The organism is Wolbachia endosymbiont of Litomosoides brasiliensis (genome assembly GCF_013366805.1).
Classification (GTDB): Bacteria; Pseudomonadota; Alphaproteobacteria; order Rickettsiales; family Anaplasmataceae; genus Wolbachia.
The window spans coordinates 11,928-37,680 of record NZ_WQMO01000011.1; the positions used below are offsets into that span (position 1 = coordinate 11,928).

At 34.2% G+C, this 25,753-nt stretch carries 20 protein-coding genes and 4 pseudogenes; 11 read left to right on the forward strand and 13 right to left on the reverse strand.

Going from position 1 to position 25,753, the window contains the following annotated elements; genetic code table 11:
* Positions 1-21: 21 nt before the first annotated feature.
* Both plsY and GO684_RS03215 read left to right on the forward strand, forming a co-directional pair.
* Entirely contained in the window at positions 22-597 is a 576-nt protein-coding gene (gene plsY / locus GO684_RS03210; protein ID WP_175938857.1) for a glycerol-3-phosphate 1-O-acyltransferase PlsY, read from the forward strand.
* Positions 598-739: 142 nt separating this feature from the next.
* Positions 740-1,733, forward strand: a pseudogene (locus GO684_RS03215) (IS630 family transposase).
* A gap of 127 nt (positions 1,734-1,860) precedes the next feature.
* Here GO684_RS03215 and GO684_RS03220 read toward each other — a convergent pair.
* The 4 genes from GO684_RS03220 to trmD form a co-directional block, all read right to left on the reverse strand.
* A complete protein-coding gene (locus GO684_RS03220; RefSeq protein ID WP_175938859.1) occupies positions 1,861-2,658 on the reverse strand; it encodes a phosphoribosylformylglycinamidine synthase subunit PurQ in 798 nt (265 codons plus the stop codon).
* A 3-nt stretch (positions 2,659-2,661) separates the two neighbouring features.
* Positions 2,662-3,912, reverse strand: a complete 1,251-nt coding sequence (locus tag GO684_RS03225) for a PstA family ABC transporter permease (protein ID WP_175938861.1) — start codon at positions 3,910-3,912, stop codon at positions 2,662-2,664.
* Positions 3,913-4,316: 404 nt separating this feature from the next.
* On the reverse strand, positions 4,317-4,694 hold the full coding sequence (gene rplS / locus GO684_RS03230; protein WP_175938863.1) for a 50S ribosomal protein L19: 378 nt from the start codon (positions 4,692-4,694) through the stop codon (positions 4,317-4,319).
* Complete coding sequence (gene trmD, locus GO684_RS03235) at positions 4,678-5,385, reverse strand: tRNA (guanosine(37)-N1)-methyltransferase TrmD (protein ID WP_175938865.1); 708 nt, start codon at positions 5,383-5,385, stop codon at positions 4,678-4,680. The genes rplS and trmD overlap by 17 nt, the downstream gene beginning before the upstream one ends.
* A 69-nt stretch (positions 5,386-5,454) precedes the next feature.
* Between trmD and purC the strand changes: the two genes are divergently transcribed.
* Positions 5,455-6,177 (forward strand): phosphoribosylaminoimidazolesuccinocarboxamide synthase, encoded by a 723-nt coding sequence (purC, locus tag GO684_RS03240; protein ID WP_175938867.1) that lies wholly within the window; start codon positions 5,455-5,457, stop codon positions 6,175-6,177.
* On the opposite strand, the gene purM is transcribed toward purC, so the two are convergent.
* Positions 6,178-7,212: a phosphoribosylformylglycinamidine cyclo-ligase gene (purM, locus tag GO684_RS03245; protein ID WP_175938869.1), complete on the reverse strand. Its 1,035-nt coding sequence runs from the start codon at positions 7,210-7,212 to the stop codon at positions 6,178-6,180.
* A gap of 134 nt (positions 7,213-7,346) precedes the next feature.
* Here purM and GO684_RS03250 point away from each other — a divergent pair, with 134 nt between their 5' ends.
* Both GO684_RS03250 and GO684_RS03255 read left to right on the forward strand, forming a co-directional pair.
* Positions 7,347-7,640: a hypothetical protein gene (locus tag GO684_RS03250; protein ID WP_175938871.1), complete on the forward strand. Its 294-nt coding sequence runs from the start codon at positions 7,347-7,349 to the stop codon at positions 7,638-7,640.
* 14 nt (positions 7,641-7,654) lie between these two features.
* Complete coding sequence (locus GO684_RS03255; protein WP_246228212.1) at positions 7,655-7,999, forward strand: hypothetical protein; 345 nt, start codon at positions 7,655-7,657, stop codon at positions 7,997-7,999.
* A 137-nt stretch (positions 8,000-8,136) separates the two neighbouring features.
* Here the strand turns inward: GO684_RS03255 and GO684_RS06030 are convergent.
* The 4 genes and pseudogenes from GO684_RS06030 to ftsY form a co-directional block, all read right to left on the reverse strand.
* Positions 8,137-9,124 (reverse strand): annotated as a pseudogene (locus tag GO684_RS06030) (IS630 family transposase).
* A 619-nt stretch (positions 9,125-9,743) separates the two neighbouring features.
* On the reverse strand, positions 9,744-12,122 hold the full coding sequence (gene priA, locus GO684_RS03270) for a replication restart helicase PriA (protein WP_246228213.1): 2,379 nt from the start codon (positions 12,120-12,122) through the stop codon (positions 9,744-9,746).
* 115 nt (positions 12,123-12,237) lie between these two features.
* Positions 12,238-12,579: pseudogene (locus GO684_RS05805) on the reverse strand (transposase); the annotation flags it as partial.
* 1,028 nt (positions 12,580-13,607) lie between these two features.
* Positions 13,608-14,519 (reverse strand): signal recognition particle-docking protein FtsY, encoded by a 912-nt coding sequence (ftsY, locus tag GO684_RS03280; protein ID WP_175938878.1) that lies wholly within the window; start codon positions 14,517-14,519, stop codon positions 13,608-13,610.
* Between the two features lie 179 nt (positions 14,520-14,698).
* Between ftsY and iscU the strand changes: the two genes are divergently transcribed.
* The 4 genes from iscU to hscA are packed head-to-tail and all read left to right on the forward strand — an operon-like array spanning position 14,699 to position 17,685.
* A complete protein-coding gene (gene iscU, locus GO684_RS03285; protein ID WP_175938880.1) occupies positions 14,699-15,091 on the forward strand; it encodes a Fe-S cluster assembly scaffold IscU in 393 nt (130 codons plus the stop codon).
* 6 nt (positions 15,092-15,097) lie between these two features.
* Positions 15,098-15,502, forward strand: coding sequence for a HesB/IscA family protein (locus GO684_RS03290; RefSeq protein WP_175938882.1), 405 nt, complete (start codon positions 15,098-15,100; stop codon positions 15,500-15,502).
* Complete coding sequence (locus GO684_RS03295) at positions 15,495-15,950, forward strand: iron-sulfur cluster co-chaperone HscB C-terminal domain-containing protein (RefSeq protein ID WP_175938884.1); 456 nt, start codon at positions 15,495-15,497, stop codon at positions 15,948-15,950. The genes GO684_RS03290 and GO684_RS03295 overlap by 8 nt, the downstream gene beginning before the upstream one ends.
* Positions 15,928-17,685, forward strand: a complete 1,758-nt coding sequence (gene hscA, locus GO684_RS03300; protein WP_175938886.1) for a Fe-S protein assembly chaperone HscA — start codon at positions 15,928-15,930, stop codon at positions 17,683-17,685. The genes GO684_RS03295 and hscA overlap by 23 nt, the downstream gene beginning before the upstream one ends.
* Positions 17,686-17,687: 2 nt before the next feature.
* On the opposite strand, the gene lepB is transcribed toward hscA, so the two are convergent.
* Both lepB and GO684_RS03310 read right to left on the reverse strand, forming a co-directional pair.
* Positions 17,688-18,434 (reverse strand): signal peptidase I, encoded by a 747-nt coding sequence (gene lepB / locus GO684_RS03305; protein WP_175938888.1) that lies wholly within the window; start codon positions 18,432-18,434, stop codon positions 17,688-17,690.
* An 87-nt stretch (positions 18,435-18,521) separates the two neighbouring features.
* A complete protein-coding gene (locus GO684_RS03310; protein ID WP_175938890.1) occupies positions 18,522-18,692 on the reverse strand; it encodes a hypothetical protein in 171 nt (56 codons plus the stop codon).
* A 187-nt stretch (positions 18,693-18,879) separates the two neighbouring features.
* On the opposite strand from GO684_RS03310, the gene GO684_RS03315 reads away from it, so the two are divergent.
* A complete protein-coding gene (locus GO684_RS03315; protein WP_175938892.1) occupies positions 18,880-19,809 on the forward strand; it encodes an AEC family transporter in 930 nt (309 codons plus the stop codon).
* A gap of 64 nt (positions 19,810-19,873) precedes the next feature.
* Here the strand turns inward: GO684_RS03315 and gatA are convergent, their stop codons facing one another.
* On the reverse strand, positions 19,874-21,343 hold the full coding sequence (gene gatA, locus GO684_RS03320; protein ID WP_175938894.1) for an Asp-tRNA(Asn)/Glu-tRNA(Gln) amidotransferase subunit GatA: 1,470 nt from the start codon (positions 21,341-21,343) through the stop codon (positions 19,874-19,876).
* A 285-nt stretch (positions 21,344-21,628) separates the two neighbouring features.
* Between gatA and GO684_RS03325 the strand changes: the two are divergent.
* Positions 21,629-22,592 (forward strand): annotated as a pseudogene (locus tag GO684_RS03325) (IS630 family transposase).
* A 199-nt stretch (positions 22,593-22,791) separates the two neighbouring features.
* Here GO684_RS03325 and gyrB read toward each other — a convergent pair.
* Positions 22,792-25,170, reverse strand: a complete 2,379-nt coding sequence (gene gyrB / locus GO684_RS03330) for a DNA topoisomerase (ATP-hydrolyzing) subunit B (RefSeq protein WP_175938896.1) — start codon at positions 25,168-25,170, stop codon at positions 22,792-22,794.
* Between the last annotated feature and the right edge of the window lie 583 nt (positions 25,171-25,753).

Below are 25,753 nucleotides of genomic sequence, written 5' to 3' on the forward strand. Positions count from 1 at the left end.
AACACTGAAAGTATGGATATAATGGGAAAATATATAGTTTTTTTATTATCCTACATACTAGGTTCAATACCATTTAGTTTAGTTATTACAAAAATAAAAGGAATAAATTTAAGAGAAGTAGGTTCAGGAAATATTGGCGCTACAAATGTTGCAAGAACAGGAAATAAGTGTCTTGCTGCCTTAGCATTATTTCTGGACTCTTTAAAAGGATTTATTGCGGTTTGTATAGCACAACAATTTTTCGATGATGGTGATTTTTACGTATATGCATCTGCAATTTTAGCAGTTTTAGGACACATGTTTCCTATATGGTTAAAGTTCAGTGGAGGAAAGGGAGTTGCAACAACTTTAGGAATTTTGATAGCACTCAACATCTCTTTAGTATTAGCATTTGTATTTGTTTGGTTAGCAGCATTTTTTGCTTTTCGATACTCCTCTCTTGCTTCTTTAACTTCTACTATAGCTGCCGTGTTAGCATCCTTCTTTCTCCAAAGAGACTTGTTTTTTACACTATTAATTTTAGCAATATTAATTTTTTTAAAACACTATAAAAATATCATGAATCTTCTGCAAAGTAGGAAACGTAAGTTTTTATAAGCTATATTCCATTCCTGCCCCCTCTACTACATCACTAGCAGATGTACCCGTTCAGCTTAATACAAATTTTCACTATATAAGGAACGGATAGACAATAATGGAAAAGAATCCTTACTCAAGTAAGTAAAATAGCAAGGTTTAAATGGCGTTGAAATCAAAACTATTGGATGAAAAAGCTGTAGAATTAGCAAAAGAAATACTGAAGAAAGTACGAAGTAACCATGTGTTGTAAAAAAACAAACACTATAATTGTAGCAAAAAAGTACAGTACAACAGCCGTAGCAAAAATATGTCGCATTTCAAAAACAGCACTAACTTCATGGATAAAGCACCTAAAATCTGGAAGAGAAAAAAAGTTGCTTACTCGTCTCAACGTCGTAGAAAAACTAAATTGAATTGTAGTCAATTTGAATAAGTTGAAGTATTGATACAAGAAAACCCTAATATTACCATTAAAGAAATAAGAATAAGAACCTAGAAAAAACTTGACTTGAATGTAGCAAATCTACAGCACACTGTAATATGCAAAAAATGAAGTTTTCATATATTACGCCAAGGCTAATTTACAATAAACAAGATAAGGTAGATAGGAAGAGTTTTAAAAAACTTAATGAAACTATTGGCAAGTATCCTGAATAAGAGTTATTTTTCTTTTATAAATTGCGGTTTAACACACATTCGAAAGTTGGATGCGGGCGGTTTAAAAAGGGCATTAGAATACAGGTTAAAGTAAAATTAGTTAGATAAAAATTTTTATTTCTACAGTGCAGTTAGTTCTGGAAATGAAGAGAGTTTTAGTTTGTTTGCATCTAATGTCAATACTAATTTTATGAATGTATTTCTTGAACAAATGTTACAATATTTAAGAACACGAGGAGCCTTTTTCGCCATGAATGTGCTAGTTAGCATAAGCCAAAAATTTAAAGGTACCTAAAAATATTGAGATTATATACGTACCACTATACTTATCCGAGCTCAACTTTATTGAGAGACTTTGGTTGTATATAAAACGAACATTTTCACAATAAAGTCTATAATACAGTTACTTTGCTTGAGAGTGCTTTGTGCAAATTTATTACCTCTCTTTCTCACTTACAATCAAACAACTCTGCGATGTCACTCATTTGATCTATTAATAATAAGAATTAATATAATCTCCTGTGCCACAGTAAAATAAATGCACAACGCTAAGCTAAAATAATTTAGGTTGCCAATAATTTAATAGAAAATATTTGTTCAATCTCGACCATAAATCCTTAAATTTTAACAAAAATACCTTAGTGCATTTTCAAATATAAGCATTCCGTCTCCATATTTTAGCATAGCAATCTCCAAGCGCTTGCATTTTTCTTTTTCAAGTGGCCAGTTGTCCTGCTGAGTAAAAAATATTCCCCTTTCCGGATGAGGCATTAAAGCTAACACTCTGCCACTTCTATCTGATAAAGCCGCCAGGTCATATGTAGATCCGCTCGGATTATAAGGAAATTGCAAGTTGGCATAATCACCATCTTTATTGATGTAACGCAGTGCAACTAAATTATTTTCAATCAATTGATCTAAAACACCTTGATTCATAAAAAACTTTCCTTCTCCATGAGCAATAGGAAGATATAACTCATTTAGGCCACGCAACCAAACAGAACTACTTTGTGGGCTAACTTTTACTTTAATCCAACGGCACTGATAATTACCTATATCATTACGCATTAAGGCCAGGTTAGAAAACTCCGGGATTAACTTCACTAATATCTGACAACCGTTACATATTCCTATAACAAGCTTGTCCTGAGATAAAAATTCTTGAAACGTATCTAATAAGTTATTCTTAATACGCAAAGCAAAAGCATTACCAGCACCAGTGTCATCACCGTAGGAAAAACCCCCTGGGATTGCAAGTATATTACTCAACCTCAGTTCACCTGGATTTTTTATGATCTCATTAATGTGAATGATTCTTACTTCTATATTGCTGATACCAAGTTTTCTACCACATTCTACAAATGCAAACGCAGTTTCCTTTTCACAATTTAAGCCATAACCAGATAAAACGGTAACCTTCATGAATTAAAAGTTAAAAAATTCAAATTTTCTTTTTACAAAATTTGCTACCAAATTTAGAGCAAACAACATTATCAACAAGGCTATAATTGCAATAGCAGCAAGTTCGACAAATGCAATTTCAGGACTACTTGACCATATATATATTTGTACAGGCAGAACAGTTGCCGGGTCAAAAAAGGACCTGGGTGTGTCAGCGATAAACGCTACCATGCCTATTACAAGCAAAGGAGAAGACTCACCTAAAACTCTTGCAACTGCAAGCATAGTACCATGTATTATCCTTGGTAAAGCAATCGGTAAAGAGTGATCTAATATCACCCTAATGTGAGGCGCTCCAAGAGCAAAAGCTGCATCTTTTATTGTAATAGGAACATTGGCAAAGGCATTTTTTGTTGCAATTATAATATTAGGTAACATTATAAATGAAAGAGTCATTCCCCCAACAAGTGGCGAAGAACGTGGTAGTCCAAATATTTCAAGGTAGAGAGTTAAGCCTACTACACCAAATATTATTGAAGGCACTGCAGCAAGGTTATTTATGCTAACCTCTATAACATTAGTTATCATATTATTTCTAGGCATAAATTCGTGGAGACAGATGCCCGACATAATTCCCACTGGTAACGCTAAAGCCAAGCATACTATAATCGTCATCAACGAACCAACAAATGCTCCCAAGATTCCTGCATTTTCAGGTTCACGAGAGTCAGATTCAAGAAATAAAGATTTATTGAAAAATTTTCCTACTCTCCCTTGTTCTTTTAGCCAACTAAGCAACCCAGCATAATGACTGTTAAAATACTTACCCTTATTTATTGAATTTGTTATACTTGATGCGGTAAACCAGATTTCGTATTTACCACTATGTTTTACTTTCCTACGAACAAAATTCTCCAGCTCCTTGTAAGAATTACGACTTAAAATCTCGTCACTACTCTTGAAATCAGTCCCCTCAAATATCTTTTGCAGAGAATCATTTAGTAAGTTAATAGATTTATACCGCAAATCGCTAAGGTTATTTGCTAAGTCAAAATCAGTGTTTACTTCAATTGGTAATAGAACTTTTGTTACTGTTAAGGCACTATAAGAGTTAATCAATATACTCAGCAATATACACACAGGGCAGCCAAGCGAAATAATTAGCGTTATAAAAGAACAGAAATATAACGCTTTATCTTTTTTATTCTTCCTTTTTATACGAGCATGCACACGCCTAGACTGAAGCAGTTTAAGAAATTTTGTCTTTATGCCCATTTATTTTCAGTCCTTTTTTTGTTGCTCAAGTGTGTAATGACGTCATGCAAGCTAATACTGAAGTCCATTTCTTTCTTCCCGAATCCTACAGTCAAACTCACAACTGTACGAACCTTCCGCATTGTGGTAGAGTAAACACAAGACACAATTGCCGGTATCATTCCAGTGCGTAACATTGGAATCCAGGAAAGTTTGCTTGTAGACAAGTAAACTAATTTGTTGAGTATAGAAAGTTGCTGATCTTATACTAAATAAATGCCTTTGACGAGGTTGCATAAAAAGCTGGATTCCAGTGTCAGCTGCTTTCATGAAATCGTTTATTATGTAACGCCGTATCATATCAAAATACTCTTATAGTTGTATATCATGCGCTGGAATGATACCATTAACATCATGCTACATTCCTACTTAGAACTATTGCTTTTGTAAGTAGCGCGCTCTTTTATCCTTGCAGCTTTTCCAAATAGCTTACATAGGTAGTACAACTTTGCCCTACGAACCTTCCCTCTTCTTGTTACCTGGACTGAAGCTAATGTGGGAGAGTAAATAAAAAATTGAGACACTATACTTTCTCCATGACTTACTTTTCTAACTGCAAAAGAAGAATGTAATCCTCGATTTCTTTTTGATATACATACACCTTCAAACACCTGTATACGCTCACTTGCACCGTCAACTACTTTAAAAGTAATCTTCAAATCATCACCAGGATGAAATTCTGGCACTTCTTTAGCCAATACTTGCATTTGTTGCTTATTGAACTTTTCAAGTAAATTTGTCATTTATCTCTCTATCTAATAATTCAGGCCTACGTCTTTTCGTTATAACTTGAGACTGCTTCTGTCTCCAATCACCTATTTTTTTGTGATTACCAGATAACAGAATTTCAGGTACTCTATGTTTCCTCCACCGCTCAGGTCTAGTATACTGAGGGTACTCAAGCATACCACCTCTATAACTAAAACTCTCCTCAACAATACTATCAGAATTACTTACTACACCAGGAAGAAGCCTAACGCACGCATCAAGAACCACCATCGCAGCTGGTTCACCTCCTGAAAGTATATAATCTCCAATACTTAACTCATAAGGAGTATACTCATCAATCACTCTTTGGTCAATACCCTCAAATCGACCACATAATATCGTTATATGAGAAAATCCTACCAATTTCTTCGCAATGCTCTGATCAAATTTTGTGCCAGACGGAGTCATATAAATAAATCTAGTATCCTTATGGGCAGAAAGTACATTATCAACTGCATCACCAACTACATCAGGGCGCATAACCATCCCTGCTCCACCCCCATACGGAACATCGTCTACTGTCAAATGCTTATCTTTGGCAAAAAAACGAATATTTATCACTTCAAGGTTCCATATCTTCTTCTCTAATGCTTTTCCAGTAAGGGAATAGTTTAAAAATCCAGGAAACATTCCCGGGAATATAGTTAATATTATAACATTGAACATCTTTATAAATTTGTAGTAAACTTAAGTAGTAATTTGATATAATACCTATAATATATAGTTAAATCACACATGTTGCCAGACAAAATAATATATGAAGGTAAAGCAAAGTTCATTATTGAAACTAAAGACCCATTAACTGTCATACAATACTTCAAAGATGATGTTACAGCTTTCAATAAAGAAAAATGTGAAATTATCGAGGGTAAAGGAAAAATTAATAATTGCATTAGCGCCTTTATCATGAAAATACTTGAGAAAGCAGGAATTAACACACACTTTATAAAAACTCTAAGTGAAAGAGAACAGCTAGTTAAAAAACTAAAAATTATACCTCTTGAAATAGTAGTAAGAAATATCGCGGCTGGCAGTTTTTGCAAGCGCTTCAATATAAAAGAAGGTAAGAAGCTTGCATCTCCTATAATCGAGTTTTTTTATAAAAACAACAGCCTAGCTGATCCAATGGTAAATGAAAATCACGTACTATATTTTAGCTGGCTATCTCATAAAGAAATGAAAAAAATTAAAACTACAACCCTCAAAATCAACACAGTTCTAATTGACTTATTTTTTAATGCAGGAATAGATTTAGTCGACCTTAAATTGGAATTTGGCAGACCAATAAACGATGATATAAAGATCACTTTGGCAGATGAGATTAGCCCTGACAACTGTAGGTTATGGGATAAAAATACACGCAAAAAACTAGATAAAGACGTCTTTCGCTTAAATTTAGGAAACTTAAAGGAAGCATACCTAGAAATCGCAAAAAGGTTATCAATCAAGTTATACTAATTAAAACACTACTCCATCAAATGATGGATTGCATTTCTCATCAAGTTTCCCAATGATCTTAATTTTTTCCCCACGCTTTTGGAAATGATTTTTTACGCCTTGTATATTTTCAGGATCTAAAATTAATATCATACCAATACCACAATTAAATGTTCTTAACATTTCTTTCTTCCCCACTTTACCCTCTTCCATCAGCCACAAAAATATATCTGGCCATTTCCAAGAATTGATGTCTATGTCTGCAAACAAATTTTTTGGGAGAATTCGTGGAACATTATCCACCAAGCCACCACCTGTGATGTGTGCAATACCTTTTACCTGTGACATAATAGGCAGTAAAGAATCAACATATACTTTTGTTGGCTTGAGTAACACCTCACCCCAAAGTTGATTATCCCACCAAGACGGATCATTGTAACTTATGCCTAAATCTTCAAAAATATGACGCACCAAAGAAAGTCCATTTGAATGAATTCCACTTGATTCCAAGCCAACTATATAATCACCTGCTTTCATCAAACCATAACCAGGAAGAATCTTGCTCTTATCAACCACTCCAACCACAAATCCTGCAAGGTCATAGCGATTATTATCATACATTCCAGGCATCTCTGCGGTTTCTCCACCAACCAATGCTATCTTAGCCTGTTTACATCCCTCTGTAATACCCTGAATTACAGACAATAGAACATCTTTGTTCAAAGCACCTGTTGCAAAATAATCAAGGAAAAATAAAGGTGTTGCCCCCTGGACAAGCAAATCATTCACGCACGCTGCAACTAAATCTATACCTATAGTATCATGTTTACCTATTTCTTGTGCTATCAACAGCTTTGTACCTACTCCATCAGTTGAGGAAACTAGTACAGGATGATTATATTTCTCACTTAACGCAGCAAAATCAAACAGTGCAGAGAATGAACCCACCTCGCTAATTACTTCCTCCCTTTTATTTTCATCAACAACAAGTTGAACTTCTTTTATTAGTTTACTATATAATTTAAGATCTACTCCAGATTTAGCATAAGTATTCATGACCCTTTTATAAGTTCTGTGACTATTAACACTATATTAATGACTTGACATAATAAAGTACAACAAAACTTTTTCTTAATTGACTATTATATGTTTACCAATATAGGGTAATTTAAATCATTTATAATTATCCAATGAGCAAGAATATCAAAAACATACTGTCAATAACAGAGTTATTATCAGGACGATTGCTTCATGACTTTGCTAACTCTATGAATGGAATAATGTTTGGCCTAGAAGAGCTTGAAGTAGTCCATCAGAATGGTGCTGATGTATGTAGGAAAGCATTGTTGCTGCTCAAGGAAAGCTCCAATGATTTAATATACAAACACAAAGTTATGAAACAGGCATACTCTTCTTCAGCGGACAATCACAGCTTTAACCAGACCAAATCGAACATTGAAAATTATTTGCTAAAAAAAAAATAAAATTCACGTGGGAAATGGATGAATATTTTGTGAAGTGCAAGGCAAGTTTAATTGAGAAGATAAATAAAATAATCTCTAATATGGCAATAACTATAGCCAACGTAGTGGCAGAAGTTGAACAAATGTCTGTTTTGTTAAGCCAATTAAAACATGAAACTCTATTAACAATGCAAGTTCTAAATGAGCATAAGCCCCTAAGTAGATCATTAGTAAAAAAGTTTAACAAGAAAGAAAATGATAATTTAAGTATGAAAGATATTAGTATTTACATGACCTGCCTGTTGTTAGAGCACTATAACGCTAAAATGCACTATACTTGTAGAAACAACTTGCTGGAAATAGGTTTAACCTTAACTTAAAACAATCTCACAGTTCATGAAAAGCGTTTATAAGTTTAAGTGCTAGCGCAGGGAATATAACTTCTTTATTATGACATTAGACTTTTTACGCAACCTAAACCAAATAGAAAACAGGGCAAATTATACCAATTTTATTGTTAGTAGGGCAAATAAGTGACATTGCGGAGCTGTTTAATTGCGGAGTGAAAAAGAGAGGCAATAAATTTGCACAAAGCGTTCTCAAGCAAAGTAGTTATATTGCAGACTTTATTACGCAAAATGTTCTGTTTTATACACAACTAAAGTCTCTCAATAAAATTGAGCTTGGGCAAGTCTAGTAGTAGTATATAACCTCGATACTTTTAGGTACCTTAATTTTTTAACTTATGCTAACTAACACAATTCATGACAAGAAAGGCTTCTTCTGTCCTTAAATATTGCAACATTTGTTCAAGAAATATATTCATACAACCAGCGTTGACATCCAGTGCAAATAAGCTAGAACTTTCTTCATTTCTAGGACTAACTACACTGTAGAAGTAAAAATTTTATCTAACTAATTTTACTTTAACCTGTGTTCTAACGTCCTTTTTAAATCACCAGCACTAACCTTCAAATGCGTGCTAACTGCAATTCACCAAAGAAAAATAACTCTTGTTCAAGATATTTACCAATAGCCTCATTAAGTTCTTTTTAAACTCCTCTTGTCTACCTCATATCTTGTTCATCGTAAATTAGTCTCGGCATAATATACGAAAACTTCACTTCTTGCATATTATGGTGTACTGTAGGCTTCTGACATTCAAGCCAAATTTTTCCTGGATTCTTATCCTCATTTTTTTAATAGTAATATTAGGATTAGGGTTTCCTTGTATCTACACTTCAACTTATTCAAATTGACTTTGATTCAACCTAGTTCTGCTATAACATTGAGGGGAAGTAAATAATTTTTCTCTCTTCCAAATTTTAGGTGCTTCATTCATGAAGTTAGTGCTGTTCTTGATAATGTAAAATATTTTTACCCTAGCTGTCATACTGTGTTTTTTTTTGCTGCAATTATAGCATTTAGTTATTTTGCACTTTCTTCAGCGTTTCTTTTGCTGATTCTACGACTTTTTCATCCAATAATTTTAATTTTAATGCCACTTAAACCTTGCTATTTTACTTACTTCAGTAAGACTTCTTTTCCATTAGTCTACAAGTTTCTTATATAGTGGGAATTAGCATTAGAACATAGGGTAAAGTAAAATTAGTTAGATAAAATTTTTATTTCTACAGTGCAGCTAGTCCTAGAATGAAGAGAGTTCTAGCTTATTTGCACTGGATGTCAACGCTGGTTGTATGAATATATTTCTCGAACAAATGCTACAATATTTAAGGACAGGAGAAGCCTTTCTTACCATGAATTATGTTAGTTGACATAAGTCAAAAATTTAAAGAGGTGCCTAAAAATACCGAGGTTATATACCTACTACTAGGTTCACCAGAGTTCAATTTTATTGAGGGACTTTGATTACATATAGAACAGAATATTTCACGTAGTAAACCCCCATAGTGCAATTGCCTTACTTAAGAGCGCTTTGTATAAATTTATTACCTCTCTTTTTTACTTTGCAATTAAACAACTTTGCAATGTCACTTATTTGACTCACTAATAATGAGAACTAGTACTAGTCTTTCACTTATAATACCATAAATGGATCGCAGCATGATGTAGGAAGATCTTGTTTAGGTTAGCTATAGATAGCCTGGTCTCAAGTAATCATTAAAAAAAACTCACAGGATCAACATCTATTGTTACTGTAATATTCGAACCTAAGTTACAATTTTTAATCCAATATTTTAACTTTTTTTGTATGGATAGACTGCGTTTGTTGTATATTTTTAGCAATATCCTATACCGATACTTATTATTTAAGAAATTTATTGCTGCCGGTGATGGACCAAGAATCTCGAATTCTTTTTTTCTAGACTCTATGGTCAAGTACTGGAATAACAAAGAAGAAGAGGCTGGAGGCTTTTTACTTAAACATTGATCATGCAAGAAGCTCGCTATTTCATTTGCTGCTTTTTGCGTTGTAATCCAATTCTTACCACAAATTATAAGTGCGATTAATCTACTAAATGGTGGCATTTTAGCTTTGCACCTCGACTTAAGTTCGATTTCATAAAACGAGTCCCTTTTTTGATGCTGCAATGCTTTTATTACTGAACTTTCAGGATTATTGGTTTGCACTATTACCATTCCTTTTTCATTAAACCTTCCAGACCTTCCTGCAACTTGATGTAATAGTTGATATGTCTTTTCTGCTGCTCTCAGATCAGCATTTTCAAGACTCAAATCTGCATTTATCACACCAACCAAAGTTAATTTAGGAAAGTTATGCCCTTTAGCAATTATCTGCGTGCCAATTATAATGTTCAATTCTTCCTTCAACACTAGGTCAATAACGTTACGAACCGACTTCTGATCGCTGCTTATAATCGCAGTTCTTGCATTTGGTATTAATTTGACTGTTTCTTCAAGTAACCTTTCAACTCCTACGCCATAAGGAGATAATGACTGCTCGCTTTGGCAATTAGAACATTTTTCTGGAAGTTTTAATTGATAAGAACAATGATGACACAAAAGAGCATTTTTTTTCTTGTGGTATACAAGCCAAACAGTGCAATTTAAGCATGGGATTTTATATCCACACTTTTTACAAATTACAAGTTGTGCATACCCTCTGCGGTTTAAAAAAAGCATAACCTGCTGTCTTTTCTCTATGGTCTGTTTTATACCTTCAAAAAGCTCATCAGAAATCCATTGCTTGTTGTTCCTCATATCCACTACTTTAATGAGGGGCAATTCTGCGCCGCCGAATCGCTTAGTGAGCTTTATATGGTTGTAATTCCCATTTTTAATATGATAAATAGTTTCAAGTAATGGAGTTGCTGAAGATAAAATTATTGGAATGTTTTCGATTTTGGCCAGGACTATTGCCATATCTCGAGCATTATATGTAATTCCCCGTTCTTGTTTAAAAGATAAATCATGTTCTTCATCAACGATAATCAATTTTAGGTTTTTATAAGGCAAAAAAAGTGCTGATCGTGCACCAATAATTACCTGTGCATTTCCATTTGCTATACCGAGCCAATTATTCCGGCGAGTTTTTGGAGTAAGTTCTGAGTGCCATTCAGCTAAGTTTCTTGATATCTGACCACGAATACGATTCACCAATTGTGAAGTTAAAACAATTTCAGGCAGGAGAATTAAAATTTGTACATTACTTTTGTTTAATATCGTTTCACCATATCTTGGTGTCATCCCAGTACTTGACAAAGACAGTGTGTTGAATGTTATAGTGCATTTTGCCTTAAATACAAAGGTATCACGCAAGTAGTTAACACTAGAATCCAGAAATTTTGGTTGTAAATTAGGCGTGGAAGCGGCCGGTCTTGCGTTAAAATGAACATTCTTGATGGGATTGTGTGGAAAATTGAACCCCAGCGCCAGAGTGCTGGGATGATACCCTCCTGGTGGAACCAAATCACAATGCTTGTACAGTTGTGTATCTGGGCACTGAAATGACAAAGTCTGAGCAGTATTTGAAACGGCAGGCGCACTACTATAGTTCTTAATCAATTGTGCAATCACAGAGAGATAAACTTCCGTTTTTCCAGATCCTGTCTCACCGTCAAGCAAAGTCACTGAATACTCATTCAAATTGCTTACTATTTTATCGCTGGCTATCTGTTGCTCAGAACTCAATTGGTAATTTATCTCACTTATTTCCTGCTCTTGTTCAACATAAAATAACTTATCCAGATGGTTTACTTTTAACACTCCTCCCATTATCACTTTTGCAAGCATACCAAGAGGTATTACATTGTATTGTGCGACCCACTCTGCAAACACAATCAATTTTAGTCTAATATTTGGTAGATTGATCTTTTGCTCAATAAATTTTAATTCTTGATCGTTCTTGTCACCACACTTCCAAACTATTCCGATAATGCGCTTTTTGCCAAGTGGCACCACTACGTAATCCCCAACTGAAACTTCAGTACTTTCCTCAACTGCATATGAAAATAATTGGTCAATTGGTAGTGGTAGTAATACATCAACTGTTCTTGCCATAGCAATTGAGTTTAGCATTGTTTTGAGAGTTTCGACTTGATCTTTGTGGATTAATTTGTTAAGCCAGTATACATAAGTTTATTTGGCTAATACCAATACCATTATTAGTGGGCAAATAAGTGACATTACGGAGTTATTTAATTGCAAAGCGAAGAGAGGTTAATAAATTTGCACAAAGCGCTCTTAAGTAAGGCAATTCACTACAGAGTTCACCGCGCAAAATATTCTGTCCTATGTATAACAAAAGTCCCTCAATAGAATTGAACTCTGGCAAGCATAGTAGTAGATGTACAACCTTGATATCTTTAGGTACCTTTAAATTTTTCGGCTTATGCCAACTAGCACAATTCATGACAAGAAAGGCTCCTCGTGTTCTTAAATATTGTAACATTTGTTCAAGAAATACATTCATAAAATTAGTATTGACATTAGGTGTAAATAAACTAAAACTCTCTTCATTTCTAGAACTAACTGCACTGTAGAAATAAAAATTTTATCTAACTAGTTCTACTTCAACCTGTACTCTAATGCCCTTTTTAAACCACCCGTGTCCAACTTTTAAATGTGTGCTAAAACCGCGATTCACCAAAGATAAATAACTCCTGTTCAGAATACCTATCAACAGTCTCATTAAGTTTTTTTTAAATTCTTCCTGTCTACCTCATATCCTGCAAATTGGTCTTGACGCAATATACAAAAACTTCATTTCTACAAATTAGGATGTATTGTTGTAGACTTGCTGACATTTAAGCTAAGTTTTTTCTGGATTCTTATTCTCATTTCCTTAATGGTAATACTAATTTTTTTATATCCATACTATAAATTTGCTCAAATTGACCTGATTCAATCCAGTTCTTCCACAACATTAAGGGAGGCAAACAATCTTTCTTCTCTTCAAATTTTAGGTTTTAGGTGCTTTATCACACAGTTAGTGCTGTTCTTAAAGTGAAACATATTTTGCTGTTGTACTGCGCCTTTTTGCCGCAATTACAGCATTTAGTTTTTTTGCAACATATGCGTTATTTCACACCTCCTTTAGCATTCCTTTTGCTGATTCTATGACTTTTTTATCCAATAATTTTGATTTCAATGTCATTCAAACCTCACTGTTTTACTTATTTCAGCAAGGCTTCTTTTTCATCATTATCTATCCGTTCCTTACATAGTGGAATTAGTATAAATGCCCGTTGCAAAACGTCTCTACAAAAAATGAAGCGTATCTGAACATTGCAGGAAGATTGAAAATACAAGAACCATCGACTGATCTTGCCGTTATTGCCTTTCTTATTTCAAGCATAGTAAATTCACCGCTGTCAATCTCTTCAATAATTTGGGTGAAGTTGTACTTTTAGGTGAGATTAAACATATCTCATACACTGGCCTGAGGCTAAAAGAAACAAAAATTAGAATTTAAAAAAGCAATTATGCCTCAAAATAGCAATTATTCTTCTCACGATATCAAAATAATTAAGCTTGCTACAAAAAGGAATTATAAGGTGATCTTTAATCACAGCTAAATAGCGCTTTAGCAAATTCTTTGCTAGTGAACTCCCTCAAGTCCTCTACACTTTCACCAATTCCTATAGCGTGTAACTTTACTTTATAAGCTTCTGCAAGTCCAATCACTACTCCTCCCTTAGCAGTACCATCTAGCTTTGTTATAATTAACCCTGTAACACCAACCATTTTACTAAATGCTTCTAATTGGCTATAAGCATTTTGACCAGTAGTTGCATCAAGAATTAAAATAACATCATGAGGAGCAGTGTCATCTAATTTCTTTATCGTCCTATATATCTTCGATAACTCCTCCATAAGATTCACATTATTTTGTAGCCTACCTGCTGTGTCAATCAGAATAACATCTATGCTATCTTTTATAGCTTGACTTATAGCTCTATATGCCACGCTTGCAGAATCACTGCCATGCTCTCCAGTAATAATAAAGCAACCGGAACGCTCTGCCCAGATATTTAACTGTTCACTAGCAGCAGCCCTAAATGTATCACACGCAACGAGCATGACAGATTTTTCCATCTCCTTATATTTATAAGCAAGCTTACCTATAGTTGTGGTTTTACCATTACCATTCACTCCGCATATCATTATTATATGCGGCTTTTTATCTAAAACTAGCGGTTGCACAACAGGGTTTAATATTACTTCTATCTCATCCACTAGTTGCTGTGTGATAATATTATGCTCAACTTCCCTGTCAAATTTAATGCTTGCGAGCCTACCAACAATCAACTTGGAAGTTTTATAACCAATATCCATGCTAATGAGCAGTTCCTCTAATTCATCTAAAAGAGATTGATCTAACTTTCTTTTGGCAGAAAAAATGCTTTTTACTCCATTGCTAAAGCGAGAAGAAGTTTTTAACAAACCTTTGCAAAGGCTACTAAACAAACTCAAGGGAACACTCCTTTTAAAATGATAATATAAAGAATGACATACATTACATGTACTTGTAAAGTTAAATACAACGTTTTACGTGCATTCTTAAAGTAAAATGCACATGAAACGAGTGTTTTTACTTTAATTTCTAACCTGAATATGTTATAATACAGGTATGGTGATTTACAGGCAATCTTATGAGTTATAATGAGAAAATTTTGGACCATTATGAAAACCCAAGGAACGTTGGTTCTTTGGACAAAAACGATCCAAGTGTTGGTACTGGTTTGGTTGGTGCACCGTCATGTGGCGATGTGATGAAATTGCAAATAAAGGTCAACGACAAAGGTGTAATTGAAGATGCGAAATTTAAAACTTTTGGTTGTGGTTCCGCTATTGCTTCAAGCTCTTTGCTAACAGAAATGATCAAAGGCAAAACCATTGAAGACGTAACAAAGATAAAGAACACCCAAATAGTGGAGGAGTTATCTTTGCCCCCAGTGAAGATACACTGCTCGGTACTTGCTGAAGACGCCATAAAAGCCGCTATTCATGACTATCAAAGTAAACATAGTAAAAATGAAAGCTAAGAAATTATGAGTGGATATCAAGAAATAAACGCTGTAAAGAAAGACAGAAAACCTATTACCATAACTGTAAATGCAGTAGAGAGGATAAAATATCTATTGAATCGGAAACAGCATACTAACCTTGGGAGATCAAAAGAAGCAATAGGAATAAGAGTCTTAATTAAACAAAAAGGATGTTCTGGTCTAAAATACGATATTGAATACGCGTATGATACACGCCCTTTAGAGTCAGTAATTGAAGAGAACTGCAGTGATGGTCAAAAAGTTAAAGTGTTAATCGATCCAAAATCTGTCATGTTTATTCTCGGCTCTGAAATGGATTATGTAGAGGAAAAATTCTCATCTGGTTTTGTTTTTAAAAATCCTAATGAGAAAGGAAAATGCGGTTGTGGGGAGAGTTTTCATGTCTAGTAATTATTTTGCATTGTTTAAAATTGAGCCAGCTTTCGATATCAGCCTTAATGAATTAGAGAAAAAATATATTGAGCTAAGCAAAATTGATATAAATGAAAGACAGTCCAAGAACATGGGAAATATCAATAAAGCTTATCAGGTGCTAAAGTCACCTCTAAAACGTGCAGAGCATTTGCTGAATCTTTTCGGTGTAAGAAGCCAAAAGGATCAACATGACCTTGAGATATTAAATGAATCAATAGAAATAAGAGAATACTTACTAAATTACGACAACCTAAAATTTGCAAGTGATATAATTGATGAAAAAATAAAAGGTTGCATTGAAAACCTAACTAATAATTTTGCCGTAAAAAATTTTGATGAAGCTGCGATGCAAGTTTTGAGATTGAAATACTTATATAAGTCATTTGAAGAGGTAAAAAATGCGACCAATTCAAATTTCTGAACCAAATTTAAATGAAGTAGTTTTTGGTATAGATCTTGGCACTACCAATTCTCTAATTGCCGTAGTAAATAAAGCTGGCGATGTGGAGATATTTGAAGATGAGCAGGGAAGAGAGCTATTGCCCTCTGTTATTTCATATGAAAATAACACATTGAAAATCGGCTACGATGTTGGCCAAAACGCTGTCTGCTCCATAAAACGCCTAATGGGCAAAAGTGTTGAAGACTTGAGCAAAGAAGGTATCAATCTTGAAATAGATAATGAAAGTGAAAAAGTTATTAGGGTAAAATGCTCGGAAAACAAATATCTCACCCCTATTGAAATTTCTGCTGAGATATTAAAAGCTTTGTGTGAAAGAGTAAAAAAGTCCACAGGGATGGAAGTAAGAAAAGCGGTGACCACTGTTCCAGCTTACTTTGATGATTCAGCACGCAATGCAACAAAACATGCAGCAAAATTAGCTGGCATAGAAATTCTTCGCCTCATTAATGAGCCAACCGCAGCAGCGCTTTCTTATTCTATTGCAAAGAACAATAACAGTGGAATATATGCAGTTTACGACCTTGGTGGTGGAACATTTGATATTTCGATATTGAAATTACATCAAGGAGTATTTCAAGTTCTTGCGGTTAGCGGTGATACCAAACTTGGTGGTGATGACTTTGATTACCTTCTAAGTATGATTATATTGGATAAATATAGAAAGAAAGCAAATAAAGATCCCTGCTCTCCTAAGCATTTACTTACAAAATCACGATCTATAAAGGAGTACCTAAGCAAAAACATTTCTAGCACTTTTGAGTTTAACATTAATGGTGAATTGTTTAAATGCGAAATTACCAAAGAAGAATTTGAGCAGGCGATTAGTTCATTAGTTAATAAGACTATCAATATAGTCACTCATACTATAAGTAACATAGGTCTTAAAATTGACGATATAAAAGGAGTAATTTTAGTCGGAGGTGCAACTAGAGTACCACTAGTTCAAAGCTCACTAGTTAAACTTTTTGGTAACAAAGTGCTAAATGATGTAGATCCGGATAAAGCAGTTGTTATTGGAGCAGCTTTGCAGGCTCATTATTTTACTTCAAACTCAAAAGATAGAAACGTTCTTCTGGATGTTTTACCTTTATCACTTGGCATAGAAACTATGGGAGGGATAGTTGAAAAAATCATACCAAGAAATACACCACTACCAGTTTCAGAAACAAGAGAGTTTACAACTTACATTGATGGACAGACAGCAATGAAAATCCACGTTTGTCAGGGAGAACGTGAAACTATAGAGGGTAACAAATCTCTAGCGCAGTTTGAACTAAAAGGTATACCACAACTGCCTGCAGGTTCTGCAAGAGTTGAAATAGAATTCACAGTTAATGTTGACGGAATATTAACTGTCACCGCAAGAGAAAAAACTACTAGAATTGAGCAGATAGTTGAAATAAATTCAAGTTTTGGCTTAAGTGAAGCTGATATTCAAGATATGGTTAATCAGTCAATAAATAACTTTGATGAAGATATGAAAGCTTGTTCCCTTGCAGAAGCTAAAATTAATGGAAATAAGCTCATACATCTGGTTGAAGGTGATAATAATCTCTCCACTGATAAAAAGCTGAAAAATCTGTTACAAAACGCAAAAGATGCCTTACAAGGAAATGACTTGAATGAAATTAACAATACTATCACTAAGCTGGAAAATTCCCTTTTAGAATTATATGAGTCAACAAACAAGTAGAACTATGCAACCTTGTGCAATATCCTGTCTAATCTTAGGGCAGTAGGTATTCTGAAGTTAAAAGGCAACCAATCGACCTTTCCTAATTTAAACGATAAGCCAACTATGATCACACGCCCAATTATGTTTTCCATTGGTACAAAACCAACTTCAGGAAACCTGCTATCCAAAGAATTATTTCTATTATCCCCCATAACAAAAAATCGATTGTTAGGTACATAATAAACCGGAGTATCATATGACAGCTTATTAGAAACGTTATCTACCAAAATCTCATGTTCCTTGCCACTAGGAAGCGTTTCTATATATCTTGGTATGCTATGGCTTGACTCATAATCAAAAAAACTTTCAATTTGTTTTCGTTCCACTTTTTGATCATTTAAATATAATTCTCCCTCTATCACTTGCACCTTGTCGCCTGGTATTCCTATTACTCGCTTAACAAATCTGATACTATTGTTTCGTATAGGCTTAAAAACTATTATATCACCACGTTTTGGAGGAGTATAAAAAATCCTGCCACTAAAGATGTTTGGAGAAAACGGAAAGGAGTACTTACTATAGCCATACGAATATTTACTAGTAAAAATGTAATCCCCCTCAAGCAGAGTACTTTTCATTGAACCGGAAGGTATATGAAATGGCTCAAATAAAAAACTACGTATTGATAGTGCAATCAGCAGCAAGAAAAACAACGAAGATAAAAATCTTCCTGTTTTTACTACCCGGTTTTTTCTCAGTTCCTTCAATTTTTTCTAACTTTGTTTGTCTGATAAATGATTTTATTATAATACATAAATTAACAAAGTGGTAATGTAAAATTTTATTTGTAAATGTTACTCCGCTTTCAAAACACTTTGTAAAATGCCAACTGCTATAATCATTTTAGTGCCAGCAACCTGAATAGCAATGCAAAAGTTCAATGTGTAACCTGCTACAAAGCTTTGATTTCTAGCAAATCTATCATTATTAAAAAATATGCAAGAAGCTTTATAAAAACTTAACATAATTTCACCACAAAAATATCATCCTTAAGTCTTGTGCAAAAGCAAATTCTAGCACTGAGTGAATCTCTTTTAATTAACTATAAATTGGTTAACCTAGAAGATAAATTTTATTTACTTTTACAATATCTTAAGATCTAATGTCACTTTACCGGTCAGAAGTATCAGAAGGATTGCAACTTAGGCTAATATGTTCTTCACTCTTTTTTTCAAAATATTACCTATTTATATTACAATACTTATTGGCTATTTGGCAGGAAAATATCTCAAGATTGACAGAAATACCATATCTCAAATACTCTTTTATATAGCCAATCCAATAGTGACCTTATATGGCGTATCTAATATAGAGGTCAACTTTCAGGTAATCTCTCTACCGATTTTAACATGGTTTATAGGTAGTACCATGTCCTTATCAGTGTATTACTTTTCCTCCTTTTTATTTAAGGACAATACGAGAAACATATTGGCATTTAGCTCAGGCAGCACAAGTATGGGTTATTTTGGCCTACCAATTGCCATGGCTTTATTTGATGAGGATTCAGTATCTGTATACGTTGTCTGTTATATAGGAATGGCATTATTTGAAAATAGTTTAGGATTCTACATAGCTGCAAATGGTATTTATACTGCAAAAGAGTGTATGCTAAAGTTGTTTAGAATTCCTTCGTCCTATGCAATGATCCTAGGCTTTTTTTTAAGTATATCCGGTATGCAAGTGCCTAACTTTTTAATGGATGTCATGGTAAATGTTAGAGGTACATTTGCTACACTGGGAATGATGCTACTTGGAGTGAGCATTGCAAAAATTACAAGCTTTAAAGTAGATTGGAAGCTTGCTTTAATCACTATTACAACAAAGTACATACTCTGGCCATTGTTTGTCTTAGGAATTGTCCTTCTAGATAAACATTTCACAGGTATATACGATGAAAATATATATAAAGCATTAATGTTGCTGGCCGTCATTCCAGCTTCTGGGTCCAGCATAATGCTAGCTAATATTCTAAACTTTCAACCAGATAAAGCTACTTTATTACTGCTAATTAGTATTACGATAGGATTATTCTATGCTCCACTAATAATATCACTATTTTTTGCTAAACTTGTTCCTCTTTAAGATTAGAAACTTAAGCGGTCTAGTATTAGAACACTTGCTATTTGTTGAGAAGTTTTATGCTAAACTAGCTATTCAATTCAATTACCCTACCACAATTTTGCTCTATCACACTTGCCACATTTAACATTCCAGCTTCATCATAATAGTTTCCGATTACTTGTAAAGCAAGTGGTAAACCTTCATTAGAAAGCCCAACAGGAACAGAGATAGCAGGTAGACCAGCTAAACTTATTGGCACGGTAAAGACATCATTAATACACATAATTAGCGGGTCTGGCTTTTCATTCAAGCCAAAAGCTTCTGTTGGAGCAGATGGAACAAGTATATAATCTACTTTTTCAAACGCTTTTATAAAATCATTTCTAATTAATGCCCTAATACACTGTGCTTTCTCATAGTATTCGTTGTAGTGACTAGAAGAGAGCGCATAAGCGCCAATTAAGATTCTTCTTTTTACCTCTTTTCCAAAACCTTCAGCTCTCGTTAGTGAATACATTTCTTCAAGGATGTCAGCATCAACCCTAAGTCCATAGCGCACACCATCATAACGAGCAAGATTAGATGAAGCTTCAGCAGAGCAAATTAAATAATACACTGGTATTGCATATTTAGTATGAGGTAAGGTAATATCAACAACTTCAACACCACTTTCTTTTAAATCAGAAGAAACTTTTTCCCAATGATAGATGATTTCTTCTGAAATTCCATCCATCCTATATTCCTTTGGTATACCAATGCGCTTACCTTTGATATTACCATTCATAAAATTAGAAAATCTAGGTACTGGTCTTTTACTCGATGTTGAATCTTTGTTATCATAACCACAAATCGTTTCTAACATTAGCGCTGAATCAGAAACGGAACGAGTAATGACACCCGCTTGGTCTAGAGAACTTGCAAACGCAATCATGCCAAAACGCGAGCATCTCCCATAAGTTGGTTTTGCTCCAACTACTCCACAATAAGCTGCTGGTTGACGTACAGATCCACCAGTATCACTTCCGAGTGCTCCAGCACATAAGAATCCAGCGACTGATGCTGCGGGCCCACCAGATGATCCACCAGGTACAACCTTTTCCCCATCACTTTTCCTAGCCCACACATTTTCAACAGGACCAAAATAGCTATTTGTGTTTGCAGAGCCCATAGCAAATTCATCCATGTTAAGTTTACCAAGCATGGCTGCTCCACTTTTTAAAAGCAAGTCAGATACCGTGGATTCGTAAGTTGGAATGAAATTTTCCAGCATTTTTGAACATGCCGTCGTCTTTACTCCTTTCGTACAGAACAAATCTTTAATACCAACTGGTATACCCATGAGCGGTGAGATTATACCACTTTTTTGTTGGGAAAAATGCTCATCTGTAGTTTTTGCAGCTTTTATTGCTATTTCCGGAGTTTTCGTTATGAATGCATTTAATTTCTCATTTTCTACTGCGTTGATATGTACTTCAACAAGTTCAACAGCAGAAAAATCTCTTTGTTTAAGCCCATTATGCATCTGAGCAATACTTAGCTTCCTCAATTCATTCATTAATATCTAAATTTTCAACAAGATATTAATTATAACAATAATAAGGCAAAAGATCTATACATTTATAGTGAGAAATGATTAGCACATCTAGAACATTTAGGCTTATCGAAATAGATTTACGATTAACACGCCCTAAACTATTTTCCAGCACAAACCTTTACGAATATTGTGATTTATAGGCAGTAGTTGTATCATGCAAGCAATTATACCAATTCTCGCCATACAAAGAACGAATAGGCAATAATAGAAAAGGAGCACACTGTATGGTAAAATAATGAGGTTTAAATGGCATTAAAATCAAACTTATTGGATGAAAAAGTCGTAGAATCAGCAAAAGAAACACTAAAGAAAGTGCAAAATAACATATATGCAAAAGAACTAAACGCTGTAATTACAGCAAAAAAACACAGTATAACAGCTGCAGCAAAAATGTTGCATTTTAAGAACAGCATTGACTACATGAATAAAGCACTAAGATTTGGAAGAGAAGAAAAATCGTCTACTTCCCATCAACGTCGTGGAAAACTAGATTGAATTAGAGTTAATTTGAACAAGTTGAAGTATAGATATAAGAAAACCCATTACCATTTAAAGAAATGAGGAATCTAGGGAAAATTTGGCTTAAATATCAGTAAACCTGCAGCATACTGTAATATACAAAAAATGAAGTTTTCATATATTTATTACGCCAAGACCAATCATAATGAATAAGATAAAGATGGACAGGAAGAGTTTTAAAAAAACTTAATGAGACTATTGGTAAGCAGCCTGAACAAGAGTTATTCATCTTTGATGAATCGCAGTTTAGCACACATTCGAAAGTTGGATGCGGGTGTTTAAAAAGGGCGTTAGAACATAGGGTAAAGTAAAATTAGGTAGACAAAATTTTTATTTCCACAGTGCAGTTAATCCTAAAAATGAAGAGGGTTTTCTAGCTTATTTGCATCGAATGTCAACACTGATTGTATGAACATATTTCTTGAACAAATATCACAATATTTAAGAACATGATAAGCCCTTCTTGTCATTGATTGTACCAGTTAGCATAAGCCAAAAAATTTAAAGGTACTTAAAAATACTGAGATTATTACCTACCACCGTACTTGCCAGAACTCAACCCCCCATTGAGAGACTTTGGTTGTATATAAAACAGAACATTTTGCGCAATAAAGTTTATAATACAATTGCTTTGCTTGAAAGCGCTTTGTGCAAATTTATTGCCTCTTTTTCTCACTCTGCAATTAAATAACCCCGCAATATCACTTGCTTAATCCATTAACAACAAAAATTAATGCTAAGAGAGCTGGCAAAGTGTGTCAAGTAATTTTTTACATTTCTATAAGCTACTTGAATTACCGGTTTATCAAATCAAAATGTTTGTACAGTTACACACGGCGTTGAAACCTAAACATTAAGCTACAGGCTGCTTGCTTTTAGCAAGCTTAAACTTAAATATCAACATCATGTACATTGAGTGCATTATTATTGATAAAATTACGGCGTGGTTCAACTATATCACCCATCAGCACTGAGAATATAGAATCAGCCTCTTCGCAATCTTTTATTTCAACTCTTAATAAAGTCCTGGTTTCTGGGTTGAGCGTAGTATCCCATAGCTGATCGGCATTCATTTCACCAAGACCTTTAAATCTCTGTAAAGTTAAACCTTTTTTACCATAATCCATCACTATTTTTGCAAGTGCACTAGGAGACTTTACTTTTATTTCAGTTTCTTGCGACTTCAAAAACGAATCACCATTAAATAAGTCAATTACATCATCAAGAAAGCTTAATATATTTCGTATTTCTTTGCTATCAAGCATGTTAAGTGGAAATACATATTTGTCTGCTAATCCTTGAAATAATTTAGAAATGTGAACTTCTCTTTCTTTATCTTTTATCTCTACCTCCCAAGTATATTCACTATACATTAACTTTAAATATTTCAATATCTCACTAGCAGATGATAGAGCATTCTTTTTACTTAAAACTAGTAGCGACTCCAATAGATTTTGTGGTATTTCCCTAGCATAATTTTTGCTAATATTTGAAATATTAAGACATTTACTCAAGATAAAGCGCAAATCTTTGTCTGTACTGCTTAACGTTAACCTTTTAATCGCCAAGTTTATTATATACTCCTCAAAAGTCTCATCATCTTTAATATAAGTATCTTGAGCATTTTTTGTAACTTTATAAAGAGGTGGCTGCGCTATGTATAAATACCCCCTTTCAATCACCTCACGCATATACCGGAAAAAGAAAGTTAGAATCAAAGTTCTTATATGTGAACCATCAACGTCTGCATCTGTCATAATGATGATTTTGTGATATCTAGTTTTCTCAATATCAAAGTGTTCACCTCCTATTCCCGCCCCAATTGCAGTGATTAAAGAACCTATTTCCGCAGATGAAAAAATACGATCTAAACTTACACGTTCCACGTTTAGAATTTTCCCCCTTAAGGCAAGTACTGCTTGCGTTTTACGGTTACGCCCCTGCTTCGCAGTACCACCTGCAGAATTACCCTCTACTATAAATAATTCCGACAACTCAGGAACTTTCTCCTGACAATCAGCAAGCTTTCCAGGTAGAGTAGAAATATCAATACTGCTTTTATTTTTAACTAGCTCCCGTGCTTTTCTTGCAGCTTCTCTTCCTTTAGCTGACCTGATTACTCTTTCTACTATACTTGCCGCCAACTTTGGATCAGTCTCAAGTATTGTACTCAACTTATCAGAAACTATACTCTCTACAACTGTGCGCGCTTCAGAACTGACTAATTTGTCTTTTGTCTGCGAAGAGAACTTGGGATCAGGCATCTTAAGAGACAAAACACAAGTTAAACCCTCCCTAACATCTTCTCCAGTCAAGCTAACTTTTGCTTTCTTTAAAAATCCCTCATCAGTCGCATAGTTATTGATACATCTTGTTAACGCGGACCTAAATCCTGCTAAATGTGTACCACCATCCCGTTGTCTTATATTATTTGTAAAGCATAACATATGCTCGTAGTAGGAGTCATTCCACTCCATTGATATTTCTATACTGATACCAAGATCCTTTATATCACCTCTCATGCTGACAATTTTGGTGACATGCGTTTTATTCTTGTCTAAGTACCGTACGAAATTTGCTGTGCCAAAATTATCCTTAGATTGTTTACTATCGTTAAAGCAAGACTCTGTATACGGTTTGTTACGCAAGTCTCGCAAAGTGATGTTGATATTTGAATTTAAAAAAGCTAATTCTCTGATACGATTTCCAAGAGTAGAATAACTAAAATCAATACTACCAAAAGTCTCCGTTGACGGCATGAATGTTACTTTAGTCCCTCTTTTATTCGTGTTCTCATTCACTATCTTCAAAGGTTCAATAGACTTACCATCTTCAAAGCGCATAAAGTGCTCTTTTTTATTACGCCAAATAGTTAACTCCAGCCAGCTTGATAATGCATTTACAACTGAGATTCCAACACCATGTAATCCACCAGAAACTTTATAGGTATTGCTATCAAATTTACCACCCGCATGCAGTTGGGTCATTATTACCTCTGCTGCTGATATTCCTTCTTCTTCGTGAATATCAGTTGGAATGCCACGACCATTATCAATTACAGATACTGAGCCATCTTCATTTATGCTGACTTCAATTTTGTCACAATACCCGGCCAAAGATTCATCTATTGCATTATCAACAACCTCATACACCATATGATGCAGACCAGACCCATCATCAGTATCCCCAATATACATGCCTGGACGCTTCCTTACAGCATCGAGACCTCTTAAGACTTTTATTGCATCAGCATTGTAGTTACTTTCCATGAAATCTCTTCATTTATAAATATTAACTAACATTACATTATACATATACTGATTGGCAACATCTTTAAACTAGGAGGAAAGCTTTGGTTGTGGCACACAATTGTACAGACATTACAATTTGATGAACTAAAGTTTAAATAGTTCATGAAAAACTACTTGACAAACCTTGCCAACTCCTTTATACCAGCTTTCACTGTTAATAGGTCAAATAAGTGACATTGTAGAGTTGTTTTATTGTGAAGTAATAAGAGAAGTAATAAATTTGCACAAAATACTCTTAAGCAAAGCAATTGTATTATGGACTTTATTGCACAAAGCGTTCTGTTTTATATACAACCAAAGTCTCTCAATAGGATTGAGCTCTGGTGAGAGCGATAGTAGGTGTATAATCTTGATATTTTTAGGTATCTTTAAATTTTTAACTTATGCTAACTAGTACAATTCATGACAAGAAAGGCTTCTCGTGTTCTTAAATATTGCAACGTTTGTCCAAGAAATATATTCATATAATCAGTGTTGACATTCGGTATAAATAAGCTAAAACTCCCTCTATTTCTAGGTTAACCACACTGTAGAGATAAAA

Bases quoted from the DNA above. Each gene is read 5' to 3' on its own strand.
- GO684_RS03225 (WP_175938861.1), bottom strand. From the start codon at position 3,912: ATGGGCATAAAGACAAAATTTCTTAAACTGCTTCAGTCTAGGCGTGTG.
- hscA (WP_175938886.1), top strand. From the start codon at position 15,928: ATGCGACCAATTCAAATTTCTGAACCAAATTTAAATGAAGTAGTTTTT.
- GO684_RS03290 (WP_175938882.1), top strand. From the start codon at position 15,098: ATGAGTGGATATCAAGAAATAAACGCTGTAAAGAAAGACAGAAAACCT.
- rplS (WP_175938863.1), bottom strand. From the start codon at position 4,694: ATGACAAATTTACTTGAAAAGTTCAATAAGCAACAAATGCAAGTATTG.
- GO684_RS03295 (WP_175938884.1), top strand. From the start codon at position 15,495: ATGTCTAGTAATTATTTTGCATTGTTTAAAATTGAGCCAGCTTTCGAT.
- iscU (WP_175938880.1), top strand. From the start codon at position 14,699: ATGAGTTATAATGAGAAAATTTTGGACCATTATGAAAACCCAAGGAAC.
- gyrB (WP_175938896.1), bottom strand. From the start codon at position 25,170: ATGGAAAGTAACTACAATGCTGATGCAATAAAAGTCTTAAGAGGTCTC.
- purC (WP_175938867.1), top strand. From the start codon at position 5,455: ATGTTGCCAGACAAAATAATATATGAAGGTAAAGCAAAGTTCATTATT.
- GO684_RS03220 (WP_175938859.1), bottom strand. From the start codon at position 2,658: ATGAAGGTTACCGTTTTATCTGGTTATGGCTTAAATTGTGAAAAGGAA.
- purM (WP_175938869.1), bottom strand. From the start codon at position 7,212: ATGAATACTTATGCTAAATCTGGAGTAGATCTTAAATTATATAGTAAA.
- trmD (WP_175938865.1), bottom strand. From the start codon at position 5,385: ATGTTCAATGTTATAATATTAACTATATTCCCGGGAATGTTTCCTGGA.
- GO684_RS03255 (WP_246228212.1), top strand. From the start codon at position 7,655: ATGGATGAATATTTTGTGAAGTGCAAGGCAAGTTTAATTGAGAAGATA.
- GO684_RS03250 (WP_175938871.1), top strand. From the start codon at position 7,347: ATGAGCAAGAATATCAAAAACATACTGTCAATAACAGAGTTATTATCA.
- gatA (WP_175938894.1), bottom strand. From the start codon at position 21,343: ATGAATGAATTGAGGAAGCTAAGTATTGCTCAGATGCATAATGGGCTT.
- GO684_RS03315 (WP_175938892.1), top strand. From the start codon at position 18,880: ATGTTCTTCACTCTTTTTTTCAAAATATTACCTATTTATATTACAATA.
- plsY (WP_175938857.1), top strand. From the start codon at position 22: ATGGGAAAATATATAGTTTTTTTATTATCCTACATACTAGGTTCAATA.
- GO684_RS03310 (WP_175938890.1), bottom strand. From the start codon at position 18,692: ATGTTAAGTTTTTATAAAGCTTCTTGCATATTTTTTAATAATGATAGA.
- priA (WP_246228213.1), bottom strand. From the start codon at position 12,122: ATGCTAAACTCAATTGCTATGGCAAGAACAGTTGATGTATTACTACCA.